This window comes from Chryseobacterium sp., assembly GCF_029240215.1.
GTDB lineage: Bacteria > Bacteroidota > Bacteroidia > Flavobacteriales > Weeksellaceae > Chryseobacterium.
This window is the reverse complement of sequence record NZ_JARBTK010000002.1, coordinates 1-21,309: the sequence shown is the minus strand read 5'-3', so window position 1 is coordinate 21,309 and position 21,309 is coordinate 1. Positions and strand designations below refer to the sequence as shown.

At 35.5% G+C, this 21,309-nt stretch carries 18 protein-coding genes; 16 read left to right on the top strand and 2 right to left on the bottom strand.

Annotated elements, in window-relative coordinates:
* Nucleotide 1: 1 nt before the first annotated feature.
* The 5 genes from K0R77_RS03980 (at nucleotide 2) to K0R77_RS03960 (ending at nucleotide 4,658) form a co-directional block, all read left to right on the top strand.
* Nucleotides 2-952, top strand: a complete 951-nt coding sequence (locus K0R77_RS03980) for an MlaD family protein (protein ID WP_300348585.1) — start codon at nucleotides 2-4, stop codon at nucleotides 950-952.
* An 8-nt stretch (nucleotides 953-960) separates the two neighbouring features.
* Nucleotides 961-2,295, top strand: a complete 1,335-nt coding sequence (locus K0R77_RS03975) for a (Fe-S)-binding protein (RefSeq protein ID WP_300348567.1) — start codon at nucleotides 961-963, stop codon at nucleotides 2,293-2,295.
* Nucleotides 2,296-2,358: 63 nt separating this feature from the next.
* On the top strand, nucleotides 2,359-3,144 hold the full coding sequence (locus K0R77_RS03970) for a (Fe-S)-binding protein (RefSeq protein ID WP_300348558.1): 786 nt from the start codon (nucleotides 2,359-2,361) through the stop codon (nucleotides 3,142-3,144).
* A 194-nt stretch (nucleotides 3,145-3,338) separates the two neighbouring features.
* On the top strand, nucleotides 3,339-3,827 hold the full coding sequence (locus tag K0R77_RS03965; RefSeq protein ID WP_300348550.1) for a hypothetical protein: 489 nt from the start codon (nucleotides 3,339-3,341) through the stop codon (nucleotides 3,825-3,827).
* A 12-nt stretch (nucleotides 3,828-3,839) separates the two neighbouring features.
* The gene (locus K0R77_RS03960) at nucleotides 3,840-4,658 is read left to right on the top strand and encodes an FkbM family methyltransferase (protein WP_300348542.1); all 819 of its coding nucleotides are present in this window, start codon (nucleotides 3,840-3,842) and stop codon (nucleotides 4,656-4,658) included.
* 13 nt (nucleotides 4,659-4,671) lie between these two features.
* On the opposite strand, the gene K0R77_RS03955 is transcribed toward K0R77_RS03960, so the two are convergent.
* Complete coding sequence (locus tag K0R77_RS03955; protein ID WP_300348532.1) at nucleotides 4,672-5,481, bottom strand: class I SAM-dependent methyltransferase; 810 nt, start codon at nucleotides 5,479-5,481, stop codon at nucleotides 4,672-4,674.
* Between the two features lie 55 nt (nucleotides 5,482-5,536).
* On the opposite strand from K0R77_RS03955, the gene K0R77_RS03950 reads away from it, so the two are divergent.
* The 5 genes from K0R77_RS03950 to serS all read left to right on the top strand — a co-directional run bounded on the left by K0R77_RS03950 (nucleotide 5,537) and on the right by serS (nucleotide 11,709).
* A complete protein-coding gene (locus K0R77_RS03950; protein ID WP_300348526.1) occupies nucleotides 5,537-6,667 on the top strand; it encodes a glycosyltransferase in 1,131 nt (376 codons plus the stop codon).
* Nucleotides 6,667-7,899, top strand: coding sequence for an oligosaccharide flippase family protein (locus K0R77_RS03945; RefSeq protein WP_300348511.1), 1,233 nt, complete (start codon nucleotides 6,667-6,669; stop codon nucleotides 7,897-7,899). Before K0R77_RS03950 ends, K0R77_RS03945 begins: the two co-directional genes overlap by 1 nt.
* 2 nt (nucleotides 7,900-7,901) lie before the next feature.
* Nucleotides 7,902-9,800: an asparagine synthase (glutamine-hydrolyzing) gene (gene asnB / locus K0R77_RS03940; RefSeq protein WP_300348498.1), complete on the top strand. Its 1,899-nt coding sequence runs from the start codon at nucleotides 7,902-7,904 to the stop codon at nucleotides 9,798-9,800.
* Between the two features lie 33 nt (nucleotides 9,801-9,833).
* Nucleotides 9,834-10,343, top strand: a complete 510-nt coding sequence (locus tag K0R77_RS03935; RefSeq protein WP_300348488.1) for a hypothetical protein — start codon at nucleotides 9,834-9,836, stop codon at nucleotides 10,341-10,343.
* 97 nt (nucleotides 10,344-10,440) lie between these two features.
* A complete protein-coding gene (serS, locus tag K0R77_RS03930) occupies nucleotides 10,441-11,709 on the top strand; it encodes a serine--tRNA ligase (protein ID WP_300348485.1) in 1,269 nt (422 codons plus the stop codon).
* A gap of 128 nt (nucleotides 11,710-11,837) precedes the next feature.
* Here the strand turns inward: serS and K0R77_RS03925 are convergent, their stop codons facing one another.
* Nucleotides 11,838-12,401 (bottom strand): hypothetical protein, encoded by a 564-nt coding sequence (locus K0R77_RS03925; protein ID WP_300348481.1) that lies wholly within the window; start codon nucleotides 12,399-12,401, stop codon nucleotides 11,838-11,840.
* Between the two features lie 558 nt (nucleotides 12,402-12,959).
* Between K0R77_RS03925 and K0R77_RS03920 the strand changes: the two genes are divergently transcribed.
* Genes K0R77_RS03920 through K0R77_RS03895 form a run of 6 tightly spaced genes read left to right on the top strand, consistent with a single transcriptional unit; the run spans nucleotide 12,960 to nucleotide 21,127 of the window.
* On the top strand, nucleotides 12,960-14,540 hold the full coding sequence (locus K0R77_RS03920; RefSeq protein WP_300348470.1) for a T9SS type A sorting domain-containing protein: 1,581 nt from the start codon (nucleotides 12,960-12,962) through the stop codon (nucleotides 14,538-14,540).
* A 7-nt stretch (nucleotides 14,541-14,547) separates the two neighbouring features.
* Nucleotides 14,548-17,313 (top strand): hypothetical protein, encoded by a 2,766-nt coding sequence (locus K0R77_RS03915; protein ID WP_300348459.1) that lies wholly within the window; start codon nucleotides 14,548-14,550, stop codon nucleotides 17,311-17,313.
* A 40-nt stretch (nucleotides 17,314-17,353) separates the two neighbouring features.
* Nucleotides 17,354-19,783, top strand: a complete 2,430-nt coding sequence (locus tag K0R77_RS03910; protein ID WP_300348448.1) for a DUF6443 domain-containing protein — start codon at nucleotides 17,354-17,356, stop codon at nucleotides 19,781-19,783.
* On the top strand, nucleotides 19,773-20,009 hold the full coding sequence (locus tag K0R77_RS03905) for an RHS repeat-associated core domain-containing protein (protein ID WP_300348441.1): 237 nt from the start codon (nucleotides 19,773-19,775) through the stop codon (nucleotides 20,007-20,009). The genes K0R77_RS03910 and K0R77_RS03905 overlap by 11 nt, the downstream gene beginning before the upstream one ends.
* Nucleotides 19,945-20,709: a hypothetical protein gene (locus K0R77_RS03900; RefSeq protein ID WP_300348405.1), complete on the top strand. Its 765-nt coding sequence runs from the start codon at nucleotides 19,945-19,947 to the stop codon at nucleotides 20,707-20,709. Before K0R77_RS03905 ends, K0R77_RS03900 begins: the two co-directional genes overlap by 65 nt.
* A 1-nt stretch (nucleotide 20,710) precedes the next feature.
* Nucleotides 20,711-21,127 carry a hypothetical protein gene (locus K0R77_RS03895; protein ID WP_300348396.1) on the top strand — a complete coding sequence of 139 codons (417 nt, stop codon included), beginning with the start codon at nucleotides 20,711-20,713 and terminating at the stop codon, nucleotides 21,125-21,127.
* Nucleotides 21,128-21,309 lie beyond the last annotated feature (182 nt).

Below are 21,309 nucleotides of genomic sequence, written 5' to 3'. Positions count from 1 at the left end.
AGTGAAGTTCAGTAAAGAAATAAAAGCTGGTTTAATAGCAATCTTAGCTGTTATCGGCTTTGTCGTTTTGTTCCAATTCATGAAAGGCAGGAGCCTTTTTACCACCGATAATATATTTTATGCAAAATATGATAACGTTGAAGGTCTTACACAGTCTTCACCGGTGTCTATTAATGGATTAAAGGTTGGTCAGGTTGATAAAATTACTCCGCAGACATCAAAAGACGGGAAAATCCATTTCATCGTAAAAATTACTGTTGATGATAATTTTGAATTTTCAAGAAATTCAAGCCTTGAAATTTTTGAACCAAGCTTAATGGGAGGTAAAGAAATGAGAGTGAATTTGTTTTACGGTGGTCCTATCGCAAAAGATGGTGATACTTTAAAAGGCGCTTTCAAATTAGGAATGATGAACAGTCTTTCTTCTCAGGTTGGTCCGGTAAAAGATCAGTTGCAAACTGTTTTACACAGAGTTGATTCTTTGATGGTAAATGCCAATCAGGTGATGAACGAGCAGAACAGAGAAGAAATCAAGATTTTACTTCACAATCTTAATAAAACGGTAGGTGCTTTAGAAACTACTGCAGGAAGCGTAAACAGATTAGTTGGAAATAACGATCCTAAACTTCAAAAAGTTCTTGACGAAGCAAGTCTTACGATGAAGAGTGGTAAAGTTACTCTGGATAAATATGGTAATTTGGCTGAAAGTATTGATACACAAAAATTAAATGCTACAATTGCTAATTTAGATAATACTGTAGGTCAGTTAAACAAAGTTGTTTCAGGAATTGACAGGGGAGAAGGAAGTTTGGGTAAGATCATGAAAGATGATCAGTTGTATAATAATCTGAATGCAGCATCCAACAATTTAAATTCTTTGATTGAAGATTTGAAAGCCAATCCTAAGAAATACGTGAATTTCTCAGTATTTGGTAAGAACAGTAAAGACTAATCATCCTTATGCAATATCTTGACAATATTATTTTTCTGATTCTATTAGTTGCGGGTTTTGGATTATTCGGAAAAAGCCTTTTTAAAATTTATAGAAACATCAGATTAGGAAGAGAAATCAACCGTAGCGACAGAAAGCCTGAACGTTGGGAAACTATGGCTCGTGTAGCAATGGGACAAAGCAGGATGGTAAAAAGACCTGTCGCAGGTATTCTTCACCTTTTTGTGTATGTGGGTTTTGTAATTATTAATATCGAATTGATCGAAATTATTGTTGACGGAATCTTCGGAACACATCGTTTTCTGGCAACAATTTTCGGACATACTTTCTATAATATTTTTACAGCAACTTTAGAAGTTTTAGCAATACTTGTAATCATTGGGGTTGTATTGTTTTTTATTCGAAGAAATTTTTACGGAGTTAAGCGATTGACGATGAAAGAACTCTTCGGATGGCCAAAAAATGATGCCAACTGGATTTTGATCATCGAATTTGCTTTGATGGTTTTTTTCTTTACTATGAATTCTTCAGATCTCATTTTGCAACAAAGAGGGATTTTGGCTGAACATGGAAGTTTTCCTATTAGTCAAATTACATTAGTTCCATTTTTTGAGATTTTCAGTTTCGATAACGGGTTTTTAATTTTTGTTGAAAGATCGGCTTGGTGGTTGCACTTTGTGGGAATTCTGTTTTTCATGAATTATCTTTATTATTCAAAACATTTGCATATTATTTTAGCATTCCCAAGTACTTGGTATGCCAACTTAGATTTGTACGGAAAGTTTAATAATTTAGATTCAGTTACGGCTGAAATTAAATTAATGATGGATCCAAATGCTGATCCTTATGCCGCTCCGGCAGAAGGTGCTGTTGCAGAAGCTCCGTCAAAATTTGGTGCGGAAGATGTTTTTGATTTAAACCAGGTTCAGCTTTTAAATGCTTATTCTTGTACAGAATGTGGCCGTTGTACTTCGGTTTGTCCTGCGAATATTACCGGTAAAAAATTATCTCCAAGATTAATTTTAATGAAAACCAGAGACCGTTTAGAAGAGGTAGGAAGAAATATTGATAAAAACGGAAAGTTTGAAGATGATGGAAAAAAACTTCTGAACGATTATATCACAAAAGAAGAACTCTGGGCTTGTACCACTTGTAATGCCTGTACTCAGGCTTGTCCGGTATTGCTTGATCCTTTATCTATCATTTTTGAAATGAGAAGATTTTTAGTAATGGAACAATCTGCAGCTCCTCAGGAATTAAATCTGATGATGACCAACGTAGAAAACAATGCTGCGCCGTGGCAATACAATCAGGCTGATCGTCTGAATTGGGCAAATGATTAATATTGTATAATATCATTTTCTTAAATTTAATTCAAATTAATACAAAATACATTTTATAACAAAATGGATTTCACTATAAAAACAATGGCAGATTATGCTGCCGAAGGAAAATCGCCTGAAGTTTTGTTTTGGGTAGGCTGTGCCGGAAGTTTTGACGACAGAGCGAAAAAAATTACCAAAGCATTCTGTAAAATTCTGAATAAAATCGGGGTTGAATTTGCTGTTCTCGGACAGGAAGAAAGCTGTACAGGAGATCCCGCAAAAAGAGCAGGAAACGAATTTGTTTTCCAGATGATGGCAATGACGAATATCGAAGTTCTGAATGGCTATGATGTTAAAAAAATTGTAACGGCTTGTCCGCATTGTTTCAATACCCTGAAAAATGAATATCCAAGTTTGGGAGGAAATTATGAAGTGATTCATCACACTCAGTTCTTAAAACAATTGATGAATGAAGGACGATTAAAAATTGAAGGCGGAGCTTTTAAAGGGAAAAAAATCACATTTCATGATCCTTGTTATCTGGGAAGAGCAAATGGTGAATACGAAGCACCAAGAATGCTTTTAGAAAAACTGGATGCCGAGTTGGTTGAAATGAAACGTTGCAAGACAAACGGTTTGTGTTGTGGAGCAGGAGGAGCTCAAATGTTTAAAGAACCTGAAAAAGGTGATAAGGACATCAACATCGAAAGAACTGAAGAAGCTTTGTCTTTCGAACCAAAAATCATTGCTACAGGTTGTCCGTTTTGCAATACGATGTTGACTGATGGTGTAAAACATTTCAATAAAAATACAGAAGTTGAAGTAAAAGATATTGTAGAACTTTTGGCTGAAGCTGAAGATTTATAAGTTTACTTTTAAAATTATATTAAACTCAGGATTGCTTCTGAGTTTTTTTTATTTAAAATATTGAATCAATAAAATTGCGTAATTTTGTTCTTTAAGAATTTATTTAAAATGAAATCGCCATAACTGGTTTTGATTAATAACCAATGAAGATAGGTGATAGCATATGACCATTAAATGACAATAAATATCTGCATATGAAAATCGAAGAATCAAATATAGTAGAAGCTGAAGATTACAGAGTGATTATTTATCCTGCTTCAAGAGCTTTTACAACCAAAGAAGCAAAAGTCATTACAGAAAAATTATATGACTTTCTTGCAGGTTGGGCAGCTCACGGAAAACCGCTTTCATCCTCTTTTAAAATTGAAAAAAATCAGTTCATTGTGATCTGTGTAGACGAAGAAAAAGAAATGGCTTCCGGATGTAGCATTGATGCTTTAGGCAAGATCATGAGAGAGATTGATGAAGAGTATCAGTTGGGATTATTTGACCGTATGAAAGCGAGTTTCTTGGAAAATGGTGAGGTGAAAACATTAAAACTTATAGATTTTAAAAATAAAGTAAGAAGCGGAGAATTATCAAAAGAAATTGAGGTTTTTGATTTTTCTAAAAACACTTATCTTGAATTTTTAGGAAATTTCTTACTTCCTTTCAACAGAAGTTGGGCAGCCGGAATTAAATAATTTTTTTTGAAAGTGGGGAGATTCATAGCTGAGTTATTCAGAAATTTATTTAAAATTCCTTTTTTCAGGAGAAGATATTTTGGATTTCATAAGCATGTTTTCAATCCATATCAGCTTTTTTCCGATGTAAAAAAACAGATAATCTACAGAGGAAATTTAAAACTCCAGGTCAATTTATCTGATTGGATTCAGCAACAATTGTACTTCCTTGGGGATTACGAAAAGCCTGAAATTGATTATCTCTCAGACTTTCTGAAACCTGGAAATGTATTTATTGACATTGGTGCAAACATAGGACTTTTCTCTCTCAACGCTTCCGAAATTGTCGGAGAGAAAGGGAAAATATATGCTTTCGAAGCATTTCCTCCGAACTATAATCAGTTTAAAGAAAATATTTCCCTCAACAAATTTGAAAATATTATTGCTGAAAATAAAGCGATTTCCAGTCAGAATTCTACAATCGAAATTTTATATAACGAGAAAGATAACAATATCGGAATGGCTTCTGCTTTCCTGAAAGATTTTACTTCAAAAGAAGTCGTTGAAAGCACAACATTAGATCAATATTCGGTTGATCATCATATTAACAGAATTGATTTAATTAAAATTGATATTGAAGGTGGAGAATACGATGCACTTTTAGGAATGACCAGGATTTTAACCGAAATCAAACCTCAGATTTTAATAGAAATCAACCACAAAACTTTAAAAGATTCCGGACATAGTGAAACGGAAATCATTAATCTATTCAGTAAATTTAATTATCAAATACTCAAAAAACTTAGCAGTGATGAACAGTCTTATAATGCGGTTTTCGGGTTCCAGAATTAAATTAAACTATATTTTAAGAAAAAGTTTTCTTTTCTATTCCAATCGTAAATATATTTTCAGGAAATTTCATCTTGTCAAAAGTTGATGATTTCAATGTAGCCTTTGTAAAAACGGCGCAAATCGTATTCTTTGGATGATAAAGACAAGAATGATTCTTGATTCCGACACCGTCTAATATTGCCTGAAAAACATCATACCGTATATTTTGCGGACTGTAAGCGTAATCATGCCACACAACAATAGAATTTTCATGCAGAAGATGTTTAAACACTTTTTGAGTATCATTTAAAACCATTTCATAACTGTGTTCTCCGTCGATAAAAACTAAATCGTATTTTTTGTTTAACGAAGCAAAATCAAAAGTTTTAGTATTGGCTCCGAGATGTAGAATTTTTGGATTTTTATTTGAAAGAATTCCGTGTTGTTCTGCATATTCAGGACTCAATCCCATTTCTTTCATTTCCTCATTGGAAAGATTAATCGTGGTACAGTCATCAATATATTTGGCGACATTATGAACACTTTCGCCACGCCAGGTTCCGATTTCAAGGTAAGAATTTACATCTTTTCTTGCTGCAATCGTAGAAAGGAGTTGCAAATCAGTGATCAAAGATCCACCGTCAAGAATAAAAGTGTCAATGTTTTTAGGGATTTCTTCATTGAGTTGTTCGATATCAATTTGAGGTAATGAAGCTAAATTAGGATAAAACTTTTTAAATCTTTCTTCAGCTACAAGCGGACTGTCTAAAATGATATTGATTAAACTCGGCTTTTTAAGAATTATTCGAATAAAAGAAAGAATTTTATTAATTTTAGCATTCATTTTGCTTAGATTCGTTTGACATAAATGATAAACAAAGATACATTTAAATAAAATTTTGGAAAGAAAAAATATCCTCTTCATCTCTTCCTGGTTTCCAAACAAAGTTGAGCCGTCAAATGGTAATTTTGTTCAAAGACATGCTGAAGCTGTATCTTTAAAACATCATGTTGAAATTTTGCATTCTATCGGGGATTTTCATCAAAAAGAAAAATATTTAATTGACGATCAGATTATTAATGGAATTAAAACTGTCATCGTTTATTATAGAAATTCAAAAAATCCTTTTCAGAATTTTTACCGCAGAATGAAAGCCTACAAAATAGGATTTTCAAGAATGCAGAAACCAGATTTGGTGCATGCGAATGTTTTGCATAATTCGATGTTTTTTGCAGTTTATCTTAAAAAGAAATTGAATATTCCTTTCGTTATCTCAGAACATTGGACTGCTTATCAGAAAAATGCTTCTGACGCTCATGGGAATTTGTGGCGTTTTTTTGCTAAATATATTGCAAACCAATCTTCCGCAGTTTTACCGGTAAGTGAAAATCTGAAAAAAGGTTTGATCGCTTTAGGGGTAAAAAAACCTATAAATGTAATATCAAACGTAGTAAACACAGATGTTTTTAAGCTGAATAATGAAGTGAAAAAAGACGAAGTTTTTACATTTTTACACGTTTCATCTTTAGTTGAAAGAAAAAATCCGGATAAAATCATCGTTGCTGCCAAAAAGTTGTTTGATGCAGGTTACAAATTTCATCTAAAAATTGGTGGAAGTGATTTCAAACATCTTGAAAAACAGATTACTGATCTTTCAGCATCCGATTATATTTCGACATTTGGACTTCTGCCTTTATCCGGAGTTGCGGAAAAGATGCAGCAATCTCATGCGCTAATTCTTTTTAGTGAAAACGAAACTCAAGGCTGTGTTTTGGTAGAAGCGAATGCTTGTGGAATTCCTGTAATATCTTCCAAAGTTGGCGGAGTGCCGGAATTTGTGAACGAAAAGACAGGTGTTTTAGTCGAGAAAAATAACGTAGAAGATTTGTATTCGGCTATGGAAAAATTCCTTTTGCAAAAAGTGAGTTTTGATAATCCTGAGATTTTACATCAGCAAATCAAAGAAAAATACAGTCCGGAAAAAATAGCAGAAGCTTTTTCTGAAGTTTATGAATTTGTCCTTAAATAATGATCAGTTTTATCAGAGATTTCATCGCTAAAAAAGGAATTTGGGTAGGTCTATCTTTACTCATAGCTAGACTTTCTGCATTTTTATTAAGTGTTTTCGTTGCACGGATCTTGTCGAAGGAAGATTTTGGAGCAGCAACATTTGGGCTGAATTTTCTTACGATTTTCTTAGCCTTTTCAGGATTTGGAGCAGCACAAGGTGTTGTAAAATATGGTTCAGGAATTGAAAGTAATCTTCAAAGAAAGCAGCTTTTTCGATATGCTTTTTCTTACGGACTGATTTATAATTTCATCCTCACATTGATCATGATTTTGATTTCAGGGATTTTATATTGGGAAGAATTTACTAAAATTAAACTCATCCTTTTATTCAGCATACGGTTTTTGGGAATGTATTTGGTTGAGCAAAAAAAAGCAGAATACCGCGCAGATTTAGATAATCAAACCTTTGCTAAATTTGATATTTTCCTTTCCGTTACTTCACTGATTTTTGGAGTTGTTTGTACCTATTTTTGGCAGCTAAACGGATTTATATTAAGCCTTTGCCTTTCTCCTTTTTTCCTGTTTTTTTATGATCGACAGTTTAGTTTTTCATTAAAAAAAATAACTTTTAACGATTTCAGGAGTAAAGAATTCTGGCATTTTTCCTGGACGACTGCGTTTACCACCCAAATTGGAGAACTCGTTTTTATTCTTGATATATTTTTCATCGGATTATTAATGAAAGAGCAGGATGTTGCGTATTATAAAGTCAGCTCGATGATTCCGATGAATATTTTGGTATTGGGATTTATTTTTATGCAGACCGAGTACCCAAAATTGTGTCAGCATCATCGTGACAAAAAATATCAATTTCAATTCATTTTTAATTATTGGAAGCTTTTTACAGCTGTTGGAATTATAGTTTTGGTTGTCGGAGTCTTTTTTGATCAACAAATACTTTCCATTTTCGGAAATCAATACCAGAACACTGAAATTTACAGAATACTTTTGTTTGCTGCGGTAATTTCTCTGATTTTCAGAGTTTTATTCGTCTATATGTTGGCTTCGATAGGCAAAACGATGTGGAATTTGGTCATTTCTGCCTTTATGCTTTTCGCAACTTCGCTCAGCCTGTACCTTGTCATTCCCGAATATGGTTTGACAGGTGTTTCTTATGTGACTTTCGGATGTTTGGCTTTGTCGGGAATTTTGCCCGCTTTTGCTTATTTTTACGAATCCAAAAAAATCTGATCATGTGCGGAATCTGCGGTTATTATTCATTTAAGAAAGAAATTTCTTCTAAAAATATTTTAGAAATGAATAAAGCCATCCAACATCGCGGTCCGGATGATGAAGGTTTTTGGCTCTCTGACGGAGAGATCGGAAGATCTTTTTCAGGAGAAGATTCTACTCAAAAAATCAAAGAAATATTTCCTGTTCTGAAAGGAGAAAATTCTCAGCTGGCTTTAGGTTTTCGTAGACTTTCCATTTTAGATTTATCCGAAAAAGGTCATCAACCGATGTTGTCAGATGACGAGAAAATCACAATTACTTTCAACGGTGAAATTTATAATTTTAAAAAGCTGAGAAAAGAGCTTGAATATTTAGGTTATCAATTTAAAAGTCATTCAGATACAGAAGTTATTTTAAAATCATATCAAGCTTGGGGAACTTCAATGTTTGCCAGATTTGACGGAATGTTTGCCATTGCACTGATCGATTTAAATAAAAAGAAAATAATTTTAGCAAGAGATAGAGTAGGTTTGAAACCACTTTTTTATTACAAAAATCAGGAGATCGTTTTGTGGGCTTCCGAAATAAAGTCTCTTCTCAAAAATGAATATTTAAATCCTGAAATCAATTGGCAGGGAGTTTATACCAATTTTCTTTTCCAGACTACTTTGGCTCCTGAAACCTGTTTTAAAGATGTTTTTTCTTTAGAACCAGCTTCATTTGTAACGATTGATTTGAATGATTTTAAAACTGCAAAAAAAAATTATTGGAATTTTCCTCATCAACGAAATGATATTTCTGAGGAAGAGGCCGTATCGAAAATTGACAAATTGCTTTCTGAAAGTGTGCAGGAACAACTTTATGCAGACGTTCCGGTTGCAAGTATGATGAGCGGCGGAATAGATTCTACTTTGATTACGGCACAGTCAAAACCATACAAAAATGACATTAATGCATTTACAATTGAATATCCGTTTTCTGAAGATGAGATAAAGAATGCTTCTCTAGTTGCCGAAAAAATCAAGATTCCACATCACATTAAAAAAGTTTCAGATGATGAAATCTTAGATCAATTAAAAGAAAATATTCAGCATTTTGAAGAACCTTACAGCAGTCTTGAAGTTTTGATGAATGCCGCAGAATATGCTAAAAATTTAGGATTTAAAGTCGTTCTCAGCGGAAATGGAGCAGATGAATTGTTTGCAGGATATTCTCATTCTTTAAAGCTCAATAAATGGCTTTTAATGAAGAATTTTAATTTTATAAGTAATTTCATTTTCACAAAAGATCATTTTTCACAAAAGGTTAAGAATTACTTTTCTCAGGACTCTCTATTTGATTTTTTCAGACAAAGTCAGGTCGGTATGAAACCTTTGCAGGCGAAAAATGTGTTTAAAAAAGACATTTACACTCAGATTAATCCAAATTTAAAACAATTTCATCTTTCTGAAACCAAAGATTACAAAGGATTATTTGAATATGACATGAAATATTCTCTGTCGTCTCACCACGTTTTCAGAGACGATCTGAGTGCGATGAAATATGGGGTAGAATTTCGTTATCCATACTTGAGTAATAATTTGATCGATTACGTTTCATCTTTGCCGGAAAATTTTAGATTTAATGGAATTCAAAATAAACCTTTATTAAGAAAAGTTGCCCAAAAATATCTTCCTTTCGAAGTTTTGAATATGCCAAAACGTGGATTTTCTTTTCCGTTGGCGTATTTCATTAAAAATGAGAAGAAGATTTGGGAATTTATCATTGAAAATTTAGAAAGCCTTAAAAAAAGGAATTTCTTTAATTCAGAAATCGTTGATGATTGGTGGGAAAACCAAAAAGACGAGTATGATTATGTCAAAATCTGGCAATTGGTCACTTTTGAGCTTTGGTATCAGAAATATTTTGAAAATCAGTAAAATCAGTTTCATTTTATATTTTACCTTTGCACTATGAAGAATCTGCTTTTTGGAATTTTACTCGGATGTTTTGCGCTTATGGGATGTAGGAGCGACGAAGATTCTATTCAGAAAATTGATCAGATCATGGGCTTTTATGTTGAAGATGCAAATGGTAAAAATCTGCTGATTCCAAATAAAATCGGATCATTTACAACCATAGCGATGAACGATATGCTTGCGGCGACAGATAATGCGCCGGTTTCAAGCTCTGTCAAAATAGTTTCTGACAGTGTGAGTTACATTGAATACATCGCCGGAGCTACAAGACAATTGGAAAGCGGTTCAGATACGGACAACAGAATTTACCGCTCACAAATAAGAGTAGGACTTACAAAAAAGCTTACAGATACTACATTTGCGGATATAGATAACGATACTTTACAGATTTTTTACCATTGGACGCCAACAGTTTTTGAGGTGTCGAAAGTTCTGTATAACAATTCTGAATTACCGGTAACTAAAGATTCGGAGAATCGTAATGTCGTGAAAATCACAAAATAATCTTTAAATTTGCATAAATCTGTTGGATGACGGAAGCTGGATGATGGAAGTCCTGCAACACTCAACAACAAACATCTAACACCCAACAACAACAAAAATGTTACAAGTCAATTTTTTGCGCGAAAACAAAGAACGCGTTTTAGAAGGTCTTCAAAAAAGACAATTCAAAAATCCTGAGTTGGTAGACGAGGCGATCGTTACTGACGAAGAAAGAAAGAAAATTCAGTTTGAATTGGATTCTCAACTTTCAGAAATCAATAAAATCTCCAAAGAGATCGGGATTTTAATGAAAGAAGGAAAAAAAGAAGAAGCTGAAGCATCCAAATCTAAAACAGCACAATACAAAGAGTCGAGCGCAGAATTGAAGTCACAGTTAGAAGTGATCGAAAAGAAATTATTAGACATTCTTTATCAGATTCCAAACGTGCCTTACGAATTGGTAAAAGCGGGAGTTTCAGCGGATGACAATGAAATTATCTATCAGTCACATGATGTAGAAGGTTTAGGTGAAGGTGCAATCCCGCATTGGGAATTGGCAAAAAAATATAACCTGATCGATTTTGAATTAGGTGTAAAAATCGCCGGAGCGGGTTTTCCTGTTTATTTCGGGAAAGGAGCGAGATTACAGAGAGCTTTGGTTCAGTATTTTTTAGATAAAAATGTTGATGCTGGCTATCTGGAAGTGAATCCGCCTCACGTTGTCAATGAAGCTTCAGGATATGGAACCGGTCAGTTGCCGGACAAAGAAGGACAAATGTATTACATCAATGCAGATGAATTATATTTAATTCCAACAGCTGAAGTTCCGGTAACGAATTTGTATCGTGATGTTTTATTGGATGAAAAAGACCTTCCGATTAAAAATACAGCATTTTCTCAATGTTACAGAAGAGAAGCGGGAAGTTACGGAGCTCATGTAAGAGGTCTGAACCGTCTTCACCAATTTGAAAAGGTGGAAATTGTAAGATTGGAGAAGCCTGAAAATTCTTATGCTGTTTTGGAAGAAATGGTAGAGCATATCAAAGAAATCCTGACTGACCTTGAATTGCCATACAGAGTTTTAAGATTGTGTGGTGGCGATACAGGTTTCGCCTCTGCAATGACTTATGATTTTGAAGTTTGGAGTGCTGCTCAGGAAAAATGGCTGGAAGTAAGTTCGGTTTCAAATTTTGAAACCTTCCAGGCAAACCGGTTGAAATGCCGTTACAAAGCTGACGGAAAAACTCAGTTGGTACACACTTTAAATGGTTCTGCAATGGCGTTGCCGAGAATTATGGCTGCATTGCTGGAGAATAATCAAACTGAGGAAGGAATTAAGCTTCCGAAGAAGATTGCTGAGTATGCGAGATTTGAATTGATTAATTAATTTTACAATAATAATACAAATAAAAGCCATCCGAATCGGATGGCTTTTGTCATTTTGACAGTGGTTTTTAATGAGCTGTCGTTATACAGTCGCTATACCCTTCCTATACCCTTGCCCAACTTTTATTTTTATAGTGTTTTTGTCTCTTCTGTCATATTGGCAGGAGCGTCAGAGGCGGTTACGGTGATCTTATCACCTGCAAGATCGAGGTTTGATGCGGTTGCCGTATAGATCCATTCGGCTCCGTTATTAACGGCTGCGCCTTCTTCTACTAAAGTTCCGTCGGCATTTTCTATTTTTACGTGTACTGATACTACTCCAAAATCATCAGTTGCTACAATTTTTATAAGGTCTCCCGAATTGCCTGTATAGCCGGAAAGATTGATTTCTTCAATATCGGGAGCATTCAGAAGATCGGCAACGGCTACGTTATAGGTGCTCATTCCAATTGAATGATCCGCCTTTGCTTCATACAGCTGTTTTTTTACGGGATCATTGAGAACTGCTTTTGCATATAGGACAGCTTTCTGAAATCGAAGGGTATGCTGCTTTTGCTTTTCAGACATTTCGCCTGTTCTTTCCTTCGGTGCTTTTGATACTACTGTTTTACCATTTCTTTGGCTGAATACGAGTAGATCTCCGACCTTTCCACTCAAACCGTGAGTTACGATGTTGTTTTTACTTTCTGCCATTATCTGTGCTTTTTAAAGTTAATAATATAACAAATGTATTTATTTTTTGGAATATACATAATTATTTAACGTATTTTTTTAGTTTTTAATTAATTATGTTAAATTGAATGGGTTGAAATTGGAAATAAATCAACCTAGATGAGTAATCGTATTGATTATAATTAGTATTTCAGAGTAATTCATTTCTTATATTTTTGATTTATATCAAAATATTTTTATCTTCGCAGCAGATTTTAACGAAAAAATAAAAGCGTAAGCTATCATATTGGTATTAGAAAACCGCGAATTTTCTCCAAAAGACCAAATTTTGATAGACTTACGCCTGTGTCTACTACTGGCGCGGGCGTAGTCTTTCTGGTCTTTGGGTTCTTCGCGGTACCTCTAATACGGATTGATTACTGCTCTGCGCCTTTTCTTATTTTCTATAATCAATAAAAAAACTAAATTAAGATAACGACAGGTTCTGTCGCATCTGGTATTGATATTTGCTTTACTCACAAAAGAAATGAATAAATTTTTATATTTGCAAAAAATTAACAACAATTAAAAAACTCAACGATGAAAAAACTCTACATGAGTGCATTATTCCTATGCACAGTTATGGGCGTTTCAGCTCAGGAAGTGGTGTGGCAGAAAGACATCAAATCTTCTACTCAGGATTTTCTTTCTCAAGTCACTACGACAATTGATCAGCAATATTTGATTACAGGAAGCTCGATTCAATCGAAAAAGATCACTTCCGACAACAAGCAGAACAACGGTTACGATTTTCATTTGGTAAAACTCAACCAGCAGGGTGAGGAAGTCTGGGAAAAGTATTTCTCAGGGCAGAATCATGACTTTCTGTCCACAACAGTAGCAACACAGGAAGGTGGATTTTTAGCAGTTGGCACCTCCTTTTCATCGAAAGGTTTAGATAAAAAAGACGATTCCAAAGGCGGTTCAGACCTTTGGCTGATCAGAATCAACGAATTCGGTGATGAACTATGGCAAAAAACTCTGGGAACTGCTCAGGATGAAGAAGCCAAAGCAGTGATTCAGACCACAGATTTCGGATTTTTTGTAGCCGGAAATGTACAGAATGCTCCGAAAGGTTACGGATCTAAAGATTTTATCGTTTCAAAACTCGATAAAAATGGAAAAGAATTATCACAAATCATTTTGGGTGGAAAAGGTCTTGATGAAGTGGAGAAAATGATTCCCACATTCGACGGAGGAGCATTGTTAGGAATGTATTCGAGAAGTAACGCAGGTGGTTCAAAGAAAACTGAAAACTTCGGTGAAGGAGATTTCTGGATCGTGAAATTGAGTAAAGAAGGAAAAGTAGAGTGGGAAAAGAATTTCGGAGGGAAAGGTGATGATCATTTAAGAACTCTGGCAATGACTTCTACAGGATTCATCGTTGGTGGAGAATCAAGATCAGAAAGATCAGGAAATAAAACTGTAGGAATTGAAGAAGGAACGGATGTTTGGTTGATATCATTAAATGATCGAGGTGAAGAGCTTTGGCAAAAATCTTACAATTTTAAGAACAGAGATATTCTGATGGGGATAAATGTGATTCAGAGAAAAGATGAAAGAGAAAAGAATAAAGACTTAACTCAGGGGATTTTACTTGGAGGTTATACTCAGGCGGAAGGCAGAATTGAAGCAGACGATGAGACCTTTTGGATGCTATATCTTGACCAAAATGGCAATGAGCAGTGGAGAAAGCACGTGAAAGGAGAATCGAGAAAAAAAGAAGAAAGATTGTCTGATATTAAACTCAACCGAGACGGTTCTATTATTCTGGCGGGTACGAGTGCGGAAGAGTTGGGCAAAGAGAACTGGAAAATCGTAAAGCTGGGTGACAAACAATTGGATCAGCTGATTGAAAAACAGGATATTAAGATCTATCCGAATCCTGTGTCTGATTACTGTTATGTAGAGATCGGCTTTCCTTCGACAGGCTCAGGAACCGATCAAGGGTTTGAGGCGGAGATTACCATTTACGACATGGGCGGAAGACAATTGCAAACACTAAAGACGAAGAATAAGGTGACCAAAATTAATACACAGAATCTGATTCAGGGAGCTTATCTGGTGACCGTGAAAACTGATACCAACAAAAGTGCTAATGCTAAACTGATAAAAAAATAAACACATTATGAAAAGAAAGTATTTCATCATACTACTGACACTGATCTGCCATCTCTATTACAACCAATCACAAAGTTTCAATACCGGAGTCAGCCAACCGGTGCCTTCTGTATCATCGATAGCTACTTATGCCAATGTTCCTGTTTCTATACAGACAGGAGTTCCTAATATATCTTATCCGTTGATAAGTCTGCCGACAAACAGTAAATATGTAAATTTCAATTTAGGATTAAATTACCATACGGGAAATATCACCCAAGACAGTTGGGCAAGTGATACAGGCTTAGGTTGGTCGCTATTGGGTTCAGGAAGTATTTCCAGAGAAATCATGCTTGATTTTGATGAATCCTTTGATGATGCATCAAATTCTCATTACGTTAAAAACCAATTTGATGATATTTATAATTTTAATATTCCGGGTGAGTCGGGAAAATTTAAAGTTATTCGGGATATAGCGAATAATACTTTTCAAATTGTAAAGCTATCTCCTTATAATGCCAAATTAGAATACACAAGAACCAGTAATACTGCTACCTTAATATTCGATTCTTTTACCATTACCAATGATGAAGGGATTAGATTTAAATTTCAGGATTATAACCTCTCTACTATGAATGTGTTTTTGGGAACGATGCCGAATCACGGAGCTATCTATGGCAATAAAAAATACCGAAGTGTTTTTTATCTTACCACAATATCAGATCAGAATAATCAGGAATTGGTAAAATATACTTATCTGAGAGATATTAAATATCCGTTAGGTATGGGAACACTGTTTTCTGAATCTGAAACCAATAAGCTGACCCGTGTAGAAATAAAAGACAGGGCTATTGTAGAGATCAACTACGACAAAGATGAAAGCCATCATAAGAAAAACGATATATTCAGTATAAAGAATATTGTTGTAAAGACCCCTCAGAATAGTGTTGTAAAAAAATATACGTTCGATTATTCTTATATGCCTCACCGTACACTAAATTCATTTACTCATTTTGACAGCAATAATAATCTTGTGCAAACGTCCAGATTCAATTATCAGGAAGTGTTAAGCGCAGCTACAGATGGTGGACAACTTTCTGTACAAGCATTAAGAAGATCCAGTCTTTCAACGGGAGGTGCTGTAGAATACAATTTTGATCTTCTGCCCTATTTTTACCGAGATACCGTAAAGACGGTAATGCCTCCGGAAATTGATGTTGCCAATGTATCTTTTGACCAGATCAATACTACGACAAAAAAATATTACTTTACCATCTCTCAGGATAAAGAAATCAATATAGAAATTTTTGCCTCGCAGCTTTCAGCGTATCCGTGGACATTAACTTTTTATAAAAAGGTGGGAAACAACTATCAGTCTACCAACTATGCGGTAGGACCTGCATTTGATCCGGATCCCGACTATGCTACTTTGCAGACAAGAAACTTTACAGCCGGCGAATATTACGTATCACTTGATAGTGCCGACCCTTCTGCTGCTCTTAGCAGTTCTGTAAATTTCAGGGCATTTTACTATGACGGATTGCCTACCGATGTTACGGTACAAATTCCGGAGAATGGGTTTCTAAGAATAAAGAACATCAAGTATTTTGATCTGGATTTTAATCAGGTCAACAACTTCTCTGTTCCGGTAAAAACAGAAGAGTACGATTACAGCCAGTTCAATAATCCATCTCTATCCAGTGGATACTTTACAGAAGGAGGCACTACAAACGGACTTAATATGGCAAACCCCATTGTTATCTACAAAAATGTAAAAATTTCCGGAGGCAACGGGTATACAAAATATTATTTCAAAGCTCCGGATGATTATCCGCGTGAGCAAGGAATATGGAAGAATTATAATATTACAAGAGACGGTCTGCTGGATAAAAAAGAAGTGTATAACGCTTCTCATCAGAAAGTATCGGAAGATGTATTTGAATATACCTTTCAGGAGTATGATGGCCCCACGTATATGGTAGCCCCTTTTCCCGGTAATTTTGAGGTAAAGACAACATGGGTAAAGAACGAGAAAATACGCTCAAAGATGTTCTACAATTCTGCCAACACAGAAAGCATCAGTGAGGTGATAAGAAACATCCACAATTCTAAAACCAATCTTGAGAGAAGTACATCTTCTGACGGATCTATACAGGAAACCACCTATCAATATGCATCGGATAAAAACAATACAAAACTCATCAATGCCAATATGACGGGTATGCCGCTGGAAGCAACGGTTATCAAGAAAAAAAATGCTTCAGATACAGGAAAGCTGATTTCCAGAACGGAAACTAAATATGACGATCCCAATCATTTTTTCTCTACCTCGGTTGTCGCTCTTGATGCCAGAACAAACATTTTGTCTACAGAGATTACCTATAATCAATATGACAGCAAAGGAAATCTTTTGCAGTACACCACCAAAGAAGGTATTCCGGTAGCGGTAGTATGGGGATATCAAAAGACTCAGCCTATTGCTAAGATCGAAGGCTTTACTTATGATCAGGTTTCACCGTATATCTCTGACATCGTTGCGAAATCTGATACAGACACAGATGCATCTTCTGAGCAGATCTTCGTCAACTCACTGGATACCTTTAGAAATCTCTCTGCGTTAGCCGATACCCAAATTACCACCTACGTTTATGATGTGCTTACCGGAATGAAAAGCATGACGCCACCTTCCGGCATCAGAGAGATCTACCAGTATGATACGGCAGGAAGACTGGATAAGATCATTGATGAAAACGGTAAAACCATCAAAAAATACAAATACAACTACAAACCATAATCAATTTTAGATTTTGAATTTTAAATTAATCTGAAAACACATGAAAAAATATACACTATTTATACTATTATTGTTTGTAGCAGGACTATCTTATGCACAAAGCAATACAGAAAACTATATACAGAGTACCTCTTGTCTGGATGCAGACTGTATCAGAAAAACAGAGACCGTACAATATTTTGATTATCTGGGAAGACCCAAGCAGATTATTGGTATAAAAGCCTCACCGACCGGAAAAGATGTAGTAACGCATATAGAATATGACCAACTCGGAAGACAGGTAAAAGACTATCTGCCAATACCGCAGAGCGCAACGCAAAACGGAGAAATCTACACGTCGCCCCTCTCCAATGCTGCTGCACATTACGGAAGCGAAAAGATTTTTGCCCAGAAAGTATTGGAAAACTCTCCTCTGGAAAGAGTACAGCAGCAGATCCACGTAGGGAATGACTGGGCAAACAAACCTGTCACCTTTGCCTACGATGCCAATACCACGACGGATGCCGTAAAGCTATTCAGTACTGCTACAACCTGGCAAAACGGAGCCACCATGAGTACGCTTACAGAAACCGGAATATTCGGGAACGGACAGCTTCAGAAAAACACGGTCACTGATGAAGACGGCAATATCAGCATAGAATTTAAAAACGGATGGGGACAGACCGTTTTACTGAGAAAAATGCTCAATGTTACAGAAAAAGCAGATACGTATTATGTGTATAACGAATATGACAGACTGGCTTTTGTAATTCCCCCGTTAGCTTCCGGCGCTCCCACTCTCTCATCCGCAAACTTAGATGCGCTCTGCTACCAGTACCGGTACGATGGGAAGTACAATCTTGTGGAGAAGAAAATCCCGGGAAAAGGATGGGAATATATGGTCTACGATCAGCAAAACCGCCTTGTCATGACCCGCGATACCAACATGGAAGCCGCAGGACAGTGGCTCTATACCAAATACGACAAATTCGGGAGGGTTGCCTACACCGGAATTGCTACAGGAGGAACAAGAAGTACTGAACAAACCAATGCAGACAACGCAGGAAGCAATACCGTCACCAGAACCACCGCTGTAGGATTTACTACGGGTACTACAGATGTATATTATACTCTTACCGGATATCCTGCAACCACCATCGATTATTTTTCTGTGAATTACTATGATACTTATCCTGCAGGAAGCCCGGCTCCTCCTTTGCAGGTACTGGGACAGGAAGTAATGAAACAGGCAGGTGAAAACGGAGCATTGAAAAATACGAAAAGCCTTCCTTTGGCTTCTTATCTGAAAAACATAGAAGATGATAGCTGGACGAAGAGCTACTCTTATTATGATACCAAAGGAAGAGCCATCGGATCACACAGCATCAACCATCTGGGAGGCTATACCAAAACAGAAATTTCACTTGACTTTGCCGGAGTGCCGCAGCAGACCAAAACCTACCATAAGAGGATTTCTGCCGATGCAACGGAAAGAATCATTACCGAAAACTTTGAATACGACACCCAAAACAGGCTTACAAAACATTATCATCAAATCAATGGTCAGCCACAGCAACTGTTGACCGAAAACACCTACAACGAGCTCTCACAACTGAGCAATAAAAAAGTGGGAAACAATCTGCAAAGTGTTGATTATGCCTACAACATCCGTGGATGGATGACCAGGATCAACGATCCTGCGAATCTTAGCAACAAGCTCTTCGGGTATGAAGTAAAATATCAGAACGGAATATCCGGAAAATACAACGGAAACATCTCACAGATAGACTGGAAGACTGCCAACGACGGAGTGCTGAGAAGATATGCTTATCAGTATGATGCTTTCAACAGATTAAAAAACGCTGTCTATTCTGAGCCCAACTCTTCTGTCCCTGCTAATAATTTCTTTAACGAAACCATTGCGTATGACCTCAACGGAAATATTACCTCGCTGCAAAGAAACAGCAAAGGAGCATCGGGTATGGCAGAGCAGATCGACCAGTTGGCTTATGGGTATGACAACAACAATCTCAGCAACAGGCTCAACACCGTTGTTGATACCTCTACCAACTATCGTGGCTATCCCGACGTATCAGGAAATACCATTACCTATGATGCCAACGGAAATATGAAAACCCATAAGGATAAGGGGATTCTTAGTATTCAGTACAATTATTTGAATTTGCCAAGTTTTATGATTTTTGACAGAATGTATCTCACCAGAAAAACATGGCAGAATGAAAACGTTTACAATTATTACCGTGCAGACGGTGTAAAGCTGAGAAAAGTACACAAATACAGTGAAAATTCTGTTTATGTAAAGAAAACCACAGATTATCTGGATGGCTTCCAGTATGAAGCGTTGACGGATGATGTATTTTCTTTAAAGTTTGTACCTACTTCGGAAGGATATTTCAATTTTGAAAATAATAAGTATATTTACAACTATACTAGAAGAAAACAACTATTATCCTTTTGGGTTGAAGCATGAAGGGTATAATGCATTAGCAGGAAATCCTGCATATTCTTATCAATATAATGCTAAAGAACTCCAAAAAGAAACAGGATGGAACGACTATGGAGCAAGAATGTATATGCCGGAAATCGGAAGATGGGGAGTTATTGATCCTTTGGCGGAAGCCTTAAGAAGAGATGAGTTCAGGAAGTGGTACGCATTACAATACAGGAAGTGGTTTCAGCAATGGGTTAGCTTATGATGAAAGATTGGGAGGAAATAATAAAGCAAGTGCACCAAGTCTCTCTTTTGGAGATAATGCAAATACTAACTTTAAGGCGTTTAGTCCTTCTTTTCAGTTTCCAAAAGGACAGGAAGAGTATTACCAAAAAAATTATCCTGCTTTTTATAATTTTGTAAAAAATCAGTTACCTAATATAGTTCAAGATAAAAATTTCTTACAAGCCTTTATGGATATTACAGGAATGAGCCAAGAAGAAGTGACCAAAGCATTTACTTATGGTGAAGGACCAACACTTCATGATGCATATCTTTCTTTTGGTGAAGGGCAGTATGATTATTCCGTTACAGGAATGAAAGAAGATATAAATAGTATATCAATTGATATTCCTGATGCCTTAAATTGGTTTGAGAAAGCCGATAAGAATCCTAATACCTTGAAAGGATTAACAAATCTTTTTTCAATGGCAGCCTTAGTAGGTCACGAAGGATCACATTGGGGAAGCGGTGTAAATGGAAACCCAAATAAACAATTTATGTCAATTTTTCTTCAAGAAGAAGGTAATGCATTTGAATTTAAATTATATAACAACTTGTATCCTAACGCAAAAGTAGCTCCTGGAATATTGCATAATGGACACCCAAACAATCCATCAAAATATCTAAAAAATTATGTACAACAGAATTTCCAAACCTTATCAAATATTTTTCAAAATCGTTAATATGAATACAAAATTAATAATTTTGATTGTCTTTGTTTTAATTACAAATTCTTGTGCAATAAACAAAAACACATCAAAAAAAACCGAAAACACTTTCAACGAATTTTTTTTTATGGATAAAAGATTTTACAGTGTTATGAAAAATCAATTTCAAAATAGAAATGAAATTCTTATATCTGATTCTAAAAATGTTATCTCTAGCCATTCTCTAAATTTTTCTAATAGAGATTTAAAAATAAAAATTAACACTGATAATAATATTCAGGATAATGATTTATTTGTAAAATATTATAAGGTTAATAAAGAATTGGCTTATATTGTTTTTTGGCGGAATGATAATAATGCCATTTGTTTTATTGTTACAAAAGATAATAATAAATGGAATATTGCTGACGTCATCTTTCGAGAAACTAGATAATGGGTAATGTGGCAATGCATCAGAAATGTTGGTTCCCCCGCTTCCGCAAGATTGGAGTTACTATCTTTTTTAGGACAGAAAGGATATACTTCTTATACTCCTAAATTGAGGTAATATTTAAAGATTAGGGTATTGAAATCTCAATATCCTAATTTCATCATAAAAACAGCGCAGAAGTTCTA

Bases quoted from the DNA above. Each gene is read 5' to 3' on its own strand.
- asnB (WP_300348498.1), top strand. From the start codon at position 7,902: ATGTGCGGAATCTGCGGTTATTATTCATTTAAGAAAGAAATTTCTTCT.
- K0R77_RS03970 (WP_300348558.1), top strand. From the start codon at position 2,359: ATGGATTTCACTATAAAAACAATGGCAGATTATGCTGCCGAAGGAAAA.
- K0R77_RS03965 (WP_300348550.1), top strand. From the start codon at position 3,339: ATGAAAATCGAAGAATCAAATATAGTAGAAGCTGAAGATTACAGAGTG.
- K0R77_RS03955 (WP_300348532.1), bottom strand. From the start codon at position 5,481: ATGAATGCTAAAATTAATAAAATTCTTTCTTTTATTCGAATAATTCTT.
- K0R77_RS03895 (WP_300348396.1), top strand. From the start codon at position 20,711: ATGAATACAAAATTAATAATTTTGATTGTCTTTGTTTTAATTACAAAT.
- K0R77_RS03920 (WP_300348470.1), top strand. From the start codon at position 12,960: ATGAAAAAACTCTACATGAGTGCATTATTCCTATGCACAGTTATGGGC.
- K0R77_RS03975 (WP_300348567.1), top strand. From the start codon at position 961: ATGCAATATCTTGACAATATTATTTTTCTGATTCTATTAGTTGCGGGT.
- K0R77_RS03910 (WP_300348448.1), top strand. From the start codon at position 17,354: ATGAAAAAATATACACTATTTATACTATTATTGTTTGTAGCAGGACTA.
- K0R77_RS03900 (WP_300348405.1), top strand. From the start codon at position 19,945: ATGAGTTCAGGAAGTGGTACGCATTACAATACAGGAAGTGGTTTCAGC.
- K0R77_RS03935 (WP_300348488.1), top strand. From the start codon at position 9,834: ATGAAGAATCTGCTTTTTGGAATTTTACTCGGATGTTTTGCGCTTATG.
- K0R77_RS03925 (WP_300348481.1), bottom strand. From the start codon at position 12,401: ATGGCAGAAAGTAAAAACAACATCGTAACTCACGGTTTGAGTGGAAAG.
- K0R77_RS03915 (WP_300348459.1), top strand. From the start codon at position 14,548: ATGAAAAGAAAGTATTTCATCATACTACTGACACTGATCTGCCATCTC.
- K0R77_RS03945 (WP_300348511.1), top strand. From the start codon at position 6,667: ATGATCAGTTTTATCAGAGATTTCATCGCTAAAAAAGGAATTTGGGTA.
- serS (WP_300348485.1), top strand. From the start codon at position 10,441: ATGTTACAAGTCAATTTTTTGCGCGAAAACAAAGAACGCGTTTTAGAA.